The sequence below is a fragment of the Brevundimonas fontaquae genome (assembly GCF_017086445.1).
Lineage (GTDB): Bacteria > Pseudomonadota > Alphaproteobacteria > Caulobacterales > Caulobacteraceae > Brevundimonas > Brevundimonas fontaquae.
Genome location: NZ_CP070968.1, coordinates 679,044 through 692,760, shown reverse-complemented (window position 1 = coordinate 692,760; position 13,717 = coordinate 679,044). Strand labels below are relative to the sequence as shown.

The window sequence follows — 13,717 nt, the reverse complement described above, 5'->3', positions numbered from 1 at the left end:
GGCGACCGGCTTCAACTTACCGAGCCTCCAAACCGCAAGATCGGGCGAGCGCGCGCCACCTCCGTTCTCCACGTTAGGATCGCCACAACGGATGAGGATGATGACGACGGCGCTCGACCACTACAACGTCCGGATGCTGAGGGTGCTCGATCATATCGACGCGCATCTCGAAGGCGATCTGGACTTGGAGACGGTCAGCGGCGTCGCGGCGTTTTCCAAATTCCATTTCCACCGGCAGTTCAAGGCGACCTTCGGTCTGTCCCTACATCGCTACGTCCAGCTGGCCCGCCTCAGGCGCGCCTCGAAACAGCTGGCCGACGCGCAGGGCGAGAGCGTGACCGACATCGCCTTGGATGCCGGCTACGAGACCCCCGACGCCTTTGCCCGCGCCTTCCGCCAGAGGTTCCGGCAGTCGCCGTCAAGTTTCAGGAAATCTCCCGAATGGGAGCCATGGCTCCAGGCCTTCGGGCCGCTCAACTCAGCTAGGAGCAAGCTCATGCCGACCCACTTCACCCCCGATCAGGTCACCCTTCGCGATACCGGCCCAATCCGCGTGGCGATGTTCGAGCACCAGGGCGACCCCGCCACGCTCGACGTCACCATCCAGCGCTTCATCGCCTGGCGCAAAGCCGCCGGACTAACGCCGAAGACCAGTCCGATCTTCAACATCTGGTACACGGAGCGGCGGCCCGCGAACCCGGCCGACTACCGCATGGACCTGTGCGTCGGCATCCGCCCCGACCAGCCAATTGATCCAACGGACACGGCGGTCCGGGAAGGCGAGATCCCCGGCGGCCGCGTCGCCGTGCTGAGCGTCAGCGGCGACACCCACAATCTGGAGCCCGCCGCGCTCTACCTCTACCGCGACTGGCTCCCGACCAGCGGCGAGGAGATGCGCGACTTCCCCATCTACTGCCAGCGGTTCTTCCTCGACGAACCCGCCGGCGGCACGGCGGCGGAGCTGTTCCTGCCGCTTAAGTAGGTCATCGACGACAAGCGATTATCCGCGTCCGGCCTGGCAAAGTAGGTGGGGCGTAACTGGGGAGATGCGCCATGTTCGGACCGATCCTGGTGGATGGCGGGGAGTTGCTGCTGGCTGACGGCGTGTTTGATCGAAACGCTGACGAGAGCGTCGTGCAGATCCTGCTCTCCTTGCTCACTTCCGAACGGGGTCGCGGTTGGCTCCTGGAGTGGTCCTAACCTCTGCGGAAACTGATTGTCGGCAGCGATTCCTCGACCAGAACCAGCGTCGCCGAACAGCTGGCGCCGGGGTCGGCGACCCACTCGCCATCGCACGGACGTTGGCTTGGTTTGGCGGGCCCTATTCTTGAGAAACGACCAGGGCCCGACGCTCGCGCCCTATTCACGGATGCCTACAGACCACCAAAGCGTGAGCTTACTCGGCCAGGCCGAAGGTGGCGATCCGGCTGTCGGACACGACCGTGTCGTAACTCTCAACGAATTTCGCGAATTTCGCGCGGTCGACATTGTAGCTCTCGCCCCATCGCTTGATGCCGCCGGCGATCGCCAGGATCAGCCCGTGGAGATTGAACGGCTTGAGTTCCGACGGCGGCGCGGTCCGGATCAGGTCGTCGGATCCGATATAGGGCGCGAGGGGCGAGACCCGTCCGGCCAGGACGGCGCGAGACGACAGATTCGTCATGTGCACGATGGAGTTGCGGAATTCCCAGAGTTCCGGGGCGGTGACGCCCACCGGATCCAGATCGACATAGGCGTCGAGCCAGCGGATGAAATTCCGGTCCGCATCGCCGTATTCGATGAAGGCGAGGGTATCGATGCAGGACATCAGGAGCTTGGACGCCGAGGCGATATGCCGGGCGTTGAAAAGCAAGCGGATGGCGACGAAGTAGTCGTCATTGATCAGCTTATCGATCCGGATCGTATCGCCTTCGGTATAGGCCTGCAGCCAATCGGTCATGGTTCCCGGAAGCCCTTGTCCGACCTGGTGGCCCTGGAAAGGCGCCAGCTCGCCATGAAAATCGGCGCGCACGATGCCGTCGACGATGCTCGTCAGACAATAGAGGGGCGTCGGCCCGGCTCGGTAGAAGGCAAACCCCGCCTCGAACAGGCCGGTGTCCATGCCGAGCCTCTGAAGCGCAAGCCATTCGCCGGGCGTGAAGCTGCGTCCCAACGGAAAGCGCTTGGCCAACGGATGATCGGCATCGACCGAGGCGGCCAGCAGGGTCCGTTTGGCCGCGTCATCCCCGCTGCACCGATGGTGACGAATGCCGTAGTCGCGCGCGAGCCCGTCGTCGAAATAGACCAGGACGTTGAAGACCCGCTCCTCGCCGGTCATGCCCGCGGCGCGCGGCTAGGCGACTTCGATCCGGTCATTGGAACTGAACGGATCGACATGGACCGAGAAGGTTCGCGCGAGCGACACCGGGACGCGACGCTTGCCGTTCTGCTGGAAAGTCACGAGGCCCGCTGCTTCCAATTTTCCAAGGGTCCGGGTCAGGTTCGGACCGGCGCGATGCGTGATGCGCGCCAACGCCGCCACCGAGTCCGGGCGATCATCGCGAATAACGCGCAGCAGTTCCCGGTTTTCGGGCGTCAACAGGCGCATCAGGGCTTCTACGCTTTCCACGGCGAGCCCCCCCGCGTTTGCGGGTGCGGTTCCGCCCTTGGCGGCGGCGAGTAGGTCATTCTTGAACCCCGCCCAGCTCTGTATCCGGGGCTTCGTTGTCGTCATCGGCCTGATCCTCTTGATCGATCATCACCGCCGACACGCCGCGCACCTTCAAGATTCGCTCAACCTCGTCCAGGAAGTCCTGAACCAGTTGATACGCCGACCGAAACTCATACGGCCGGCCCTTGTCTTTTCCTGTCCGATGCCAGTGATCATGCGTGACCGGCTTGGCCTTGTACCGCCCGCCCTTCGGCGGAACCGCGTGGGCGTTGTCGAATCCCATCAGCCGCGCGCCTCCCGGATCGTGGAGGGTGAAGCTGTAGGAGAGACCGTGCGGTCGCTGCGGCGTCGGCGCGGTACGCTTGACCTCGATCTTCACCCAATAGCCTTCGTTGAAGAAATATCGGGCGCCGTTGAAGGCCAGAAGGAAGGCGAGCTCGTGCTCGGCGGGCGTCTCCATGTTATCCTATCCTGTGAGGATAGTATGAAGCGGCCTTCACTTCAAGACGAGGCCTCATAGCCAGTCCCTCTGCTGGGCACTGTCGTCTTCTCGCTTGGCGTCGTGGTCGTACCCGGCGGCGATTCGCTCCAGGCTGGCACTCGTGCGGGGCCAGTCGAACCGCAGGGCTTCGGCATCCGCCCGGTAGCGGTTCGCCAGCGCTCGCTCCTGCTCGCCACCGTCCTGCGGCATGCGCGTGGTCACGCCCCGGCGATTGAAGACGCCGATTTCGAAACCGGATTCCAGCACGCGGCTGCGCGCGGTCTCGATCACCTCGCGTACCGGCTCCGGCGGCCAAGGCTGATCGGGGTCCCGTCGGGCGGCGGACAGGATCTCGCCGATCTTGCTGTCGCCGATGTCGCCCCGGCCCGCCGCCTTGAGTTGCTTGCGCACCGCCTTGACCCAGGCCTCCAGGGCGACGCCGTCGATGCGGCCCTCATCGTCGGCGCCCGGCACATGGGCCCATTCGTGCAGGACGGAATAGGCCTGGCTCGCGAGCGCCGCGGCCTTCTCTGCATCTTCAGGGTCCGGCTCCTCGACGTCGCTGTCCTTGGCCGGCAGATAGATCAGGGTGATGAAGAAGCAGAACAGCTCCGGGTCCCGGGCCATGGCGCGATGGATGGTCCGGGGCGGCCGTTCGGAATGGCGCAGGGCTTGAAAATAGGTCCATTCCAGGCTGACGATGGCCGCCTCGCTGACGTCAGGATCCTGGTCGAGCCGACCGAAGATCAGCCCGACGTAGTAGCTGAACATGGTGGCGTCATTGTCTTCCAGGGGCTCCTCGGCCCCCGCGGCCGCGTGCAGGGCGCGGATCAGCAGGGCGCTGTCCGGCTTGCGCTCGATGATGTTGCCCAGCCAGGCGACCGCGTCGCGGTTGCGCCCCGCGGCGCTCAGCCGATCGACGACCTGCGCCGGATCGACGTCATCGGGCAGCCGGTAGGTCGAGACGGTCTTCCAGTAAGCCAGGGCGAGGCTCGGCGAACGGGCGTCGATCGCCGCCCAAGTCGCGGGCGTGGTCGGCAGGGAACCGACGATCCGGGCCTCGGCCGTCTCCCCCCAGTCTTCTGCGATCGCTTGGCGCCAGAGCGTCTCTGCCCAAGCGTCGGCCCCCGCCCCTGCGTCATGGCGCAGACCGTAGAGAAGGCCGAAACCGAGGTCCGCCTCGACCGGATCGAGGCTCCGCAGGCCTCTCTTGAGCAGGGCGGCCTTGAAGGCCGCCGGCGCCGAGGTCCGGCTGATGGCGACGCCCAGGGCGCGATGCAGGGTCACGGTCGAGGCGAAGACGATCAGGGCGTCCAGATCGAGCGCCTCGACGAGGGACTGGGCCGCCTCGGTCTGATCGGCCTCGAGGACGTCTTCCTGTTCGCGCCAGCCGATGCCCGGACGTCGCGCCCGCGCGCCCGGCTTGAACAACCAGCGCACGCGGTCCTGGACGCTGACCGGGGCCAGGGCTTCAAGGGCCGCATCGAGGGGCGCGAGATCGGCCTCGGCCAGCGCCCATTCTGCGTCGCTGAAGCCCCGGTGCCTCTGGACGAAGTCGCGGATCTTGTCGCGCAGCGCCTCCGCCCCGGCCGGATCGAGCGGACCGGCGGCGAGGGCCTGAACTTGCCGGGCGGCGCGGGCGCGCCAGTCCGGGCCGAAACTGGCCCAGCGATCGATCAGGGTGACCCAGCGGTCGGGATCGTCCTGAACCGCGTCGAGCAAGCGTGCGCCGATCTCTTCGGCCGCGCGGCCGACCGACTGCCAGGTGACGACCTCGGGTTCGTCCGGCGTGAAATCGCGCCAATTCGGTTTGGACGACGGCTCGGAACTGTCATGCGTCCGCGGGGCCAGGTTCAGCAGGAGCTTCCAGCCCGTCGCCGGCACCTCGCGAAGGACCCGGTCGATCACCTTGAGGCGCTGCTCGGGGGTGGCGTAGGTCTGGGGCGACCAGATCACGAAAATGCGCCGGAGCGAAGCGCCCGGTCGGTTCCCCCATTTGCTTTCGCCCGGATCGAGTGCGTCCAGCCGCGCCAGCAGCAGGGCGACGCGCGTCAAATAGTCCGGACTGCGCGCCAGCATCTCCAGCGCCCAGAGTAGGTTGGACAGATATTCGGTGGGGTGCATCAGCCCCTCGTCGCTGCGGAAAAGCGACAGGACGGCGGGGGCCGTGCCGTGCAGCCCGTCCTCTAGGGCGTCGAGGAAGACGTCCGGCGCGGCCTCTGCGAGGTTGTGGAAATCGCGCGAAAGGGACCACCACAGCTCTGCGGGGGCCGCCTTGAGCAGGGCGCGGATCGCCTGGGCCGGGCGTGCGGCGACGCCGGCGGAGGCGCTGGCGCGGTCAGCATAGACGGCCATGGCGAGCAGAACCTCGGTCAGGCCCTTGCGCAGGGCGTTGGACGGTTCGGGGCCGAACTCCCCGTCCTCCTCGAAATAGGGACTTTTGGGCCGCCGGTCGTAGCGGCGGTTCACCGCGCCAAGCACCCGCTGGAAGGCGGCTTCGTGACGGTCGAACTGGTCAGGCGCGATCTGGCCAGCGATCTGGGTCCACAGGTCGAGCGGTGAGACCACCTTCCAGACCGAACCGGCGCGTACGAGCGGTCCACCCAGCTCCGCCAGGGGCGCCAGGCTGGCCGCCACAGCCTCATAGGGTTGTCCGGCGAGGTCGCCGAGGATCTGGCGGTCGAGTGGGTTGTGGTCCACCCAGGCACCCGCGAACAGGGCTGCGATCAGCTCCGGCGAGGCGCGGGTGGCCCAGGCGGCGCGGTACTGTGGGGCTGCCGGCATGATGCGCCGCAGGACGGTGATGCTGCGCCCGGAAAGATGGGCGAGCCGGTGCGCTTCCTCCTCGCTCAGGCCCGCGTGGGTCAGCGCGCGTTCGAGGTCGTAGCGCCACGGGCGCGGCAGGCTGCGAAGATCGCCGAAGGCGGTCGCATTCGGTCCATAGACCCCAAAGACATGATGGCCGTCCTCGACCAGCCTGCGGGCCAGACCGGGGTCGGGCTCGGCCAGGACGATGATGAGGGGCGTCCCCAGGCCGACCAGTTGACGGGCGACCTCGGCGCTGTCGGCGACGACGCAACGGCTCCAGTAGGCCAGCCGGTAGGCGGGCGGATAGGCCGCGACGGCCGCGTAGAGGAAGGCCATCGCCTCGTCGGGCGCCTCCGCCTGCAGGGCGAAGACCTCGGGTCCCGCGTTCAACCAGGCGAAGACGGCCTTCTGCTCGTCGTCCCGGCCGGCAAGCAGGACATCGGGCGTCAGAGGCGTCTCGGTGGCTCGGACCCATTCGGCCCACACATCCTCCATATTGCGCAGCCCGGCCGGCCGTCGGCCGATCCTGACCGCCAACCACTGAGCCACGGCAGGCGCGGTCTCCAGCCAGTGGACCAGGTCGTCCGCATCGATGGCGACGACGTCGCGCCAGAGGCCGAGCGCCCGCTTCTCGGCGACCCAGGCGTCCTTGCCCTGGAAGCGTTGCGGGGTGACGAAGACGAAGACGGTCTCGGCCGCATCACGCCCGAGCGATTGAGCGGATCGCTTGACGAAATCCTTGTCGGCCTTGCCGCGCACACCGCTACGTTGGGAGCCGATTTCCCAGACCGAGGCCCCCTGAGGCACGAAGGGGCCGGTGCCTTCGGCGGTGAGGCAGACGCCGTCCCAGCCCGGATGATGCACGCTGTCGTCCGAGGGGAAGCGGATCTGGGCGGCTGGGCCGACCGTCGCATAGATCAGCCGGCCCAGCAGTTCGGGCATGCTCGCCTGGCCGTCGCGCCGTTCGCCCCATTGCGACAGGTCGGTGGCGTTGATCCAGCGCACCAGCGCGCCTGCGTGCGGCCCCGGTGGCGGCGCGGGCAGCATGGATTTCGACACCACGCCGCCGGCGATGAAGGACAGACCCTGCGCCTCCAGCGCCTCGCGGATCGCCTGGGCGTTGTTGGCAACCGGCGTGCGAAAGCCACGTTCGAAATCCGCCAAGGTCGAGGTCGCCACCTTGGCGGCCGTGGCGAGATCCTGCTGGGACCAAGCCAGGAGCGCCCTGGCGGCCTTGATCTGCTCGGGGGAAAGAGGTTCGGGAGATTTGGTCATAGTATTTCTATGACGTCATATCTGGAAACGTCGCGGACGTCAAAAACCGTTAACCGCTGTAGGCGTGTTCGCCGTCAGGCGTGGATTTAGGGGCGTGGCCGCCAAAGTCAGAACCCTCACGCAAGAGCGGTCGCTGATCGAAGCGTAATGCGAGCCGCACTGCTCCAAATCGTCGAACTGGTCGAGATAGACCTCAAGGAAAACCCGCTCGAGATGGCCGAGTCTAGCCTTGCAAAGGATCACGTGTGATGCGGACGGAAGTGACGCGCGCTCAGGTCTCGCCATGCGCAAAACACTGATAGAGACCTTCCGGTGATCGACGGCGGCGTGGTCGCCGCGATGCGCGCCGGGAGGCTGCCGACCCCGGGATAGTGCGGGCTCGAGCCGCCACGAAGCAGACATTGCCAACCGCCGAGATGAGTCAGACGCGGTGTTCTCTGGTTCGGCTAACGTCAGGCGAGCGAAGCAATCGCGTATCCGTCTTCGCCCAAGGGCGCGACACCGAGGACAGCTTGAACCTGTCGCCCGGTGGCGGTGCGACGGATATGAACAATCCGATCGATTGCCTGGGCGATCGCCCGCCGGGGCGTGCGCGACGAAACCTCGGCGATCAGGTCCTCGACGCGACGCAGGACATCGTCGGCCGAGTTGGCGTGGATTGTCGAAAGGCCGCCGGGGTGGCCCGTATTCCAGCTTTTGAGCGTCTCGAGAGCCGCCGCCCCGTCCCTCATTTCGCCGACGACGATGCGGTCCGGTCGCATTCGAAGCGCGTCCCTGACCAGATCGACCACGCCGATCGGGATCGGCTGACGGCGCGTCAGCACCGAAACCGTGTCCCATGCCGAACACTGGAGCTCGGGCGTATCCTCGACCAGGAAGACACGGTCCTGCGCGAAAGCCGGCTCAGCGAGGACGGCATTGGCCAGGGTGGTCTTCCCAGATCCGGTGCCGCCCGAGATCAAAATGTTGAGCCGGTCCTTTGCTGCCCCGCGCAGCACCGTGGCCTGTGGCTCGGTCATGGCGCCGTCTCGGACATAGTCGTCCAGACGCCAAATCATCGAGGGTCTTTTGCGGATTGAGAATGTTGGTGCACGCGTTACCGGCGGCAGCATCCCCTGGAACCGTTCGCCGGTCCCGGGCAGAACCCCCGCCAGCCGGGGGTCGTCGCGCGTGACAGCCTCGCCGACATAGTCTGCGATCAGCCGAATGACCCGTTCCCGCGACTCGGCCGACAGGGTCGCTCCGGTATCCCGTCGTCCCTCGCCGCTCCGGTCGAGAACCAGGCGACCATCCGGATTGGCGAGAATTTCGACCACCGCCGGCTCGACCAGAGCCGCCAGAATGGTGTCGCCCAGCGCATGACGCAGGGCCTCGAGCTTGCGTTCGGCGATGATCGGATGGCCCGCCATCAGTTGGCCTGGCCGATCGACCGGTCTCCATCAGAAACCGAACGTTCAGTCCGTCCGGCGACGATGCGGGCCGCCGTGGCGTCGAGAAGGCGTTCGATCCGCCGATCGACGGCGGCCTGGACCGTAGGATCCTCATCGACGACCGCATCCGGCAGCCGGATGAAGAAGGCTCTGGCCACCTCGATCAGCAGTTCCTGGACGATCTGCATGTCGCGCGCGGTGGACCTCATATGGTCGCGAAGGGACCGTTCAAGCTGCAGGAGACGGTCCTCGGGATCGGCCTGGGGGCTTTTCTGCAGACCGCGTGCGATGGCCCGGCCCGCCGCCTGGCTTAGGGGCATCCTGCCGCTGCGCGCTTCGCGATTGAGACCGGACACGACCTTGGGATCGGTCAGATAGACCTGCACACGCGCGCGCGCCGCTTCTTTCCTAGCCATTGGTCAGTCCTCGCAAATGATCCAGCGCGGCATCCTGTGCGGCCATTTCCTGCGCCACACGCCCGTAGATATCGGCCACACGCGCCGCGACCTTCTTGTCGTCCATGGCCGCAGCCACCTCCTTGAACAGAGGAAGCGAGGCCTCGGCGTTCTCGCCCAGACTGCGGCGACCCGTCCACGGGTTTGGCGCTCCGGGCGGCGCATCCAGACGGGCGACCTGATCGGGCGCGACGTCGCGCGCCCGGGTGCGAAAGGGTTCGCGCACATCATAGAGGAGCTTGGTGGTCCTCAGCGGTCGAGCGCCGGCTGCGAAGACCAACTGTATGTCGTCCGGCAGGGCCCGGACCTCGCCAGGCTCCAGCAGCGGTCGCTCGATCTGCGAGCGGGACACCGAGCTCCGGCCGGCCGCCAGACCTGCCGGAGAACTGCGGCTGGTCCGGGTCTCAAGCACCGACCCGGTCAGCTTCGAGACCTTGTCCTGGGTCAGGGGGTCGAGCGCGCTGAAGGCCGTGTAGACATGCAAGTTGTCGAGGATCGTATTGTTGACGCCATAGGTCTCGACGATGTCGTTGAGCGACTGGGCCACGAACATCACCTTGACGCCGTAACCGCTGAGGAGGCGCAGGGATTTCTCGAAGAAACTGACCCGACCGAGCAGCGGGAACTCGTCCATCAGCATGAGCAGGTTATGGCGCTTGGGCCGCCCATCGGCCGCCTCGGTCTCGCGGATCGTCAGGGACTGTGCGGCCGCGTAGAAGAAGAGACGCACCAGGGGCCGCAGCGCGGCGCTATCGGCAGGCGCCACCTGGACGTAGAGGGACAGGGGCGCCTCGGCGCACATCAGGTCCCCCATGCAGAAATCCGAACGGGACAGGGAGCGCTCGATGTCTTCGCCCGCGAGCCATTTGAGGTAGGAGCGCGCCGTCCCCTGAACCGAGGTGCGGAAGCGGTCGTGCATCGCCGCATAGCCCTTGACCGCCGTGGCGATGAACGGGTGGGTCTCCGGCTCTCCGCTGGGCCCGAGCCGGTGCAGCGCCCGTGCCATGACCTCGGCGGCAGCGTCGAGATCGGCGAGCATCTCACGGACCTTGAGCAGGGTCTTGTCGTCATCTTCGGCCGTGTAGAGAACGTGCAGGATCAACGCCTCGAGGATCTCCGACGCCGCCTTGTCCCAGATCGCCTCGTCGTCGCGGGCGCCGCCGGGGTCGGACAGGATCGAGACCAGGCGCTGGATATGGGCGAGCTCTCCGGGCCCCGGCAGAATCTCGGCGAGGGGGTTCCAGCAAGCCGATGCCGGATCACGGGGATCGAAATACAGCGCATGGCTGAACCGGGCACGCCAGCCGCTGCTCAACCGCCAGAGCTCGCGCTTGGGATCATGGACCAGGACGCTCGCGTTCCAGGAAAGCAGCGTCGGCATGACATGGCCACGCCCCTTGCCCGACCGGGTGCCGCCGGTCACCAGGCTTGGCCGGAGGTCGGTTGTGGCGAGAACCTTTCGCCCGAGAATGCCGAGAATGCAGCCTCCAGCCGCCGTCAGACCGGCGGCCCTGGCGTCCTTGAAACCGCCCCAGCCCCGGACACGTCGATGAGGTTTGTCGCCTATCATCGCCCCCAGCCCCAGTCCCGCGACGCCGCCGAGCAGAATCAAAGGTGCGCTGCGGGAAATCGCCGCCTGGGCTTCTGCTCCAAACGCGGCGCGCCATCTCAAGATGGCCCAGGGAGGATAGAGCGCAAAATCGTCACCCAGTCGGAGGGCCGGCCCAAGAACATGGTCCCATTGGTAGGTCCAGGCGAAGATCTCCGTGGCCACCTGGGCACCCACGAGGAGACCGAGCGCCAATCCTGTCAGCCGCGCCCACACGTCAGAACTCCGGAGGCTGGATGTCGCGGCCAGCCTCGGATTCCAGGATCAGCAAGGGCGCCGCATCCATGCGACGATGATGGTAGGTTGTCAGGGCATCGACCAAGTCGGCCCCCGACGGCTGCTTGAACAGCCTCACCAAGTTCTGGCACTCTGGTTCGATGTCGTCGAATACCCGGCGCTCCGCCTTGGCCAGCTGGAGCAGAGGGCTGTTCACCCGTTCATAGGCGTCCACCAGAGCCGCACTGCCGGTCTTCTTCACAGTCCTGAGCATGTGGTCGGACAGGCTACGGCACGATTTCTGAAGCCCGCCGCCGCCTGCAGCCGAGGACGGATTCCGTTCTCCACGCTTCAGGCTGGTCGTCAGGCACAACAGCCGGAAAGCGAGTCGATCACGCACGAAGGCGGCGTCCACCCGAGGGGCCAGAAATCCTCCCAGGGGTGCCCGTTCGATCAGACCGAAACCGCAGAGCCAGCCCAAGGCTTCGCGAACGGGGGTCGTGGACAAATTCAGACGTCTCGCTTCGTCGATGATCACGACGGGAGCCCCCGGCGTGAAGGCTCCCTCCTCGGCCCGGGCGCGAAGGCTGTCGAGGGCGAGCGTGAATGGGTCGTGCTTGCGGATCAAGGCGGCCTCCAGTGACGACGCCCACTATGGCGGCTGTTCACGCCTCGCCAATGGGTTGAAGGAGCCGGTGATCCGTCTGTGACGAAAATCGTCCGCCCGTCGGTCGGAAGCTGCCGTCAGACAGGTCGGTTTATGGCCGATTCTCCTGTTTTCTTACACGCCTACAAACCTGATCGTTGATCAGCCGACGGACTGATTCTACGTCTGATCACGGAGGGGCCAGCGCGGATGAGTCGAGACGAGCCAGAACTTCGCAATGATGGCGCGCTGTTGTCGGCGACCCTGAAGTCGGTTCGCCGCTACCGCAGGATGACCAAGGCGGAAACGGCCGGAGCCATGCGGATCGCCATCCGGACATACGCCCGTTTTGAAGCCGGAGAAACCCGGCTCAACCTGGACTACATCCATCGCTTCGCGGCCGCGACGCGAAGCGATGCTCAGGCGATTCTGATGGCGGTGGCGATCGGATCGCCCGAGCACGCGAGGCGGTGCGCAGAGAACCAGATGGGCTCCATCTACACCATCGGGCTGGAGCAGTTCGATCACCTTCTGGGCGAGAATATCCGCCGCCTCGACAGCCGGACCCTCATCACCGCCATCGTCCGGATGTTCGAAGACCTGGCGGAGGCGCTGCGTGGTACCGATCCGGCTCAGGACTGGCTCGAGCAGGGCTCTGCCAACCTGCGCGCCAAGGCTTTCCGAAGCGCCGCTCTGACGCGTATTGCCCAGATCGGCAGCGAACGAATAGCCGAGGATGTGGGACGCCGCCCCTGTCGGCGAGACGAAATAGGGGTTTGAACGCGTGACGTTGAAAACCCCGATACTGGCCGCGCCCGCGAACTCGTAGGTCCGGCGGTTATAACGCACATCGGCCGTCAGCTCGAGGCGATCCCCGACCGATTGGTGAATTCGACCGTAAGCGCTGTGGCGTTCGAGGCTGGGTGTCAGATCGACCCCGCGACTGATCGCCTGGAGGTTGGCCCCTCCGGCAACAAAGTCCGCGGCCGTCTGCGCCGTGCCCGAGGCGTTCGGCCGGATGGCGTATTGGGCCACATAGGCGCCCGCCGCCGGATTGAAGGACAGGATGTTCCCTGGCGCACTGTAAAGCGCGCGATGGTCCGTTCCACCGAACGGCCGCAAGTCTCCCGTAGCCGTATAGCTGCGATCCAGCGAGCTCAGCGGGTTCGAGGTCTGGTATTCATACGACAGATAGGCCGAACCGGTGGACCATGACCGGCCCGCAAGGTGCGAGACAATGACGTCCTCGCCACCGCCTTCGGCGAGGCTGACTCTCGCCCGGCTTTCCTGGCCGTCGAAAACCTGTCGCATGACGACGTTCACGACCCCAGCGACGGCGTCCGCGCCGTAGAGGGCGGAAGCGCCGTCGAGCAGGACGTCGACACGCTCTACGGCGGCGGACGGAAGCGCGGATACATCACCGAACTCGCCCCGGAAGCCCGTCCCCGCCACCCGTCGGCCATTGACGAGGGTCAGGGTGGAGGCCGGTCCCAGGCCGCGGAGATTGACGCCCGTCGCATTGACGGCATTCGATCCCTGGCGATCCGAAGCGGTCATCTGCACGATCGGTGTGCCGGACCCCGCATAGTTTTGCGGGAGGTCGGTCAAAACCTCCGCCACGGTGCCGAATCCCCGGCGGTCAAGGGCGTCGCGGTCGAACACGACGACCGGCGAAGCGAGGTCGCCGGAGCGCTTCAACAGCGTGCCCGTGACGATGATGTCCTCAAGCGCGGTTACGGTCTCTGTGTTCGCCAGGGTTTCGGTCGAACGCCGCAGGAATATGACGCCCGGCCGACCTTGCGACCAGGAAATCCCAGAGCCAGCGAGGAGTCGATCGAGAGCGTCACGAGGCGCAAAGCGTCCCGTCAGACCCGGCGTCGTGCGGCCAGCCACGAGATCGCCGGAGAAAAGGATCTGCTGGTCGGACTGTGTGGCGAACAGGTTTAACGCATCGCGCAGCGAGCCTGCGGGTATGTTGAACTCACGCGCATCCTGAGCACAGGCCGTCGCGCTGATGGCGACGGCGCAGGCGACGATCGCGCTGCCGGACAATAGACTCAAGCGATTCATATTCAGGCTCCCCTCACGCCACGCGGCGTCGAAGAGGAGGTGATCGAGGCCCCGGGCGACCCCGGAGCCTCGAAGGA

The 13,717-nt window shown here is 66.2% G+C and carries 11 protein-coding genes; 2 read left to right on the top strand and 9 right to left on the bottom strand.

The window, feature by feature from the left end; all coding sequences use genetic code 11:
- The first annotated feature begins 97 nt into the window (after positions 1–97).
- Positions 98–982 (top strand): AraC family transcriptional regulator, encoded by an 885-nt coding sequence (locus JX001_RS03280; RefSeq protein WP_241004739.1) that lies wholly within the window; start codon positions 98–100, stop codon positions 980–982.
- A 71-nt stretch (positions 983–1,053) separates the two neighbouring features.
- Positions 1,054–1,200 carry a hypothetical protein gene (locus JX001_RS03275; RefSeq protein WP_205682283.1) on the top strand — a complete coding sequence of 49 codons (147 nt, stop codon included), beginning with the start codon at positions 1,054–1,056 and terminating at the stop codon, positions 1,198–1,200.
- A 196-nt stretch (positions 1,201–1,396) separates the two neighbouring features.
- Here the strand turns inward: JX001_RS03275 and JX001_RS03270 are convergent, their stop codons facing one another.
- The 9 genes from JX001_RS03270 to JX001_RS03230 all read right to left on the bottom strand — a co-directional run bounded on the left by JX001_RS03270 (position 1,397) and on the right by JX001_RS03230 (position 13,640).
- On the bottom strand, positions 1,397–2,317 hold the full coding sequence (locus tag JX001_RS03270) for a hypothetical protein (RefSeq protein WP_205682282.1): 921 nt from the start codon (positions 2,315–2,317) through the stop codon (positions 1,397–1,399).
- 15 nt (positions 2,318–2,332) lie between these two features.
- The gene (locus JX001_RS03265; protein WP_205682281.1) at positions 2,333–2,587 is read right to left on the bottom strand and encodes an HVO_A0114 family putative DNA-binding protein; all 255 of its coding nucleotides are present in this window, start codon (positions 2,585–2,587) and stop codon (positions 2,333–2,335) included.
- 76 nt (positions 2,588–2,663) lie between these two features.
- The gene (locus JX001_RS03260) at positions 2,664–3,110 is read right to left on the bottom strand and encodes a toxin-antitoxin system TumE family protein (protein WP_205682280.1); all 447 of its coding nucleotides are present in this window, start codon (positions 3,108–3,110) and stop codon (positions 2,664–2,666) included.
- Positions 3,111–3,164: 54 nt separating this feature from the next.
- Positions 3,165–7,214, bottom strand: a complete 4,050-nt coding sequence (locus tag JX001_RS03255; RefSeq protein WP_205682279.1) for a helix-turn-helix domain-containing protein — start codon at positions 7,212–7,214, stop codon at positions 3,165–3,167.
- Between the two features lie 452 nt (positions 7,215–7,666).
- The gene (gene trbB, locus JX001_RS03250) at positions 7,667–8,623 is read right to left on the bottom strand and encodes a P-type conjugative transfer ATPase TrbB (RefSeq protein WP_205682278.1); all 957 of its coding nucleotides are present in this window, start codon (positions 8,621–8,623) and stop codon (positions 7,667–7,669) included.
- Complete coding sequence (locus JX001_RS03245) at positions 8,623–9,060, bottom strand: hypothetical protein (RefSeq protein ID WP_205682277.1); 438 nt, start codon at positions 9,058–9,060, stop codon at positions 8,623–8,625. Before JX001_RS03245 ends, trbB begins: the two co-directional genes overlap by 1 nt.
- Positions 9,053–10,873, bottom strand: a complete 1,821-nt coding sequence (locus tag JX001_RS03240; protein ID WP_241004738.1) for a type IV secretory system conjugative DNA transfer family protein — start codon at positions 10,871–10,873, stop codon at positions 9,053–9,055. The genes JX001_RS03245 and JX001_RS03240 overlap by 8 nt, the downstream gene beginning before the upstream one ends.
- A gap of 52 nt (positions 10,874–10,925) precedes the next feature.
- Positions 10,926–11,552: a GntR family transcriptional regulator gene (locus tag JX001_RS03235; RefSeq protein ID WP_205682276.1), complete on the bottom strand. Its 627-nt coding sequence runs from the start codon at positions 11,550–11,552 to the stop codon at positions 10,926–10,928.
- Positions 11,553–11,750: 198 nt separating this feature from the next.
- A complete protein-coding gene (locus JX001_RS03230) occupies positions 11,751–13,640 on the bottom strand; it encodes a TonB-dependent receptor (RefSeq protein ID WP_205682275.1) in 1,890 nt (629 codons plus the stop codon).
- Positions 13,641–13,717 lie beyond the last annotated feature (77 nt).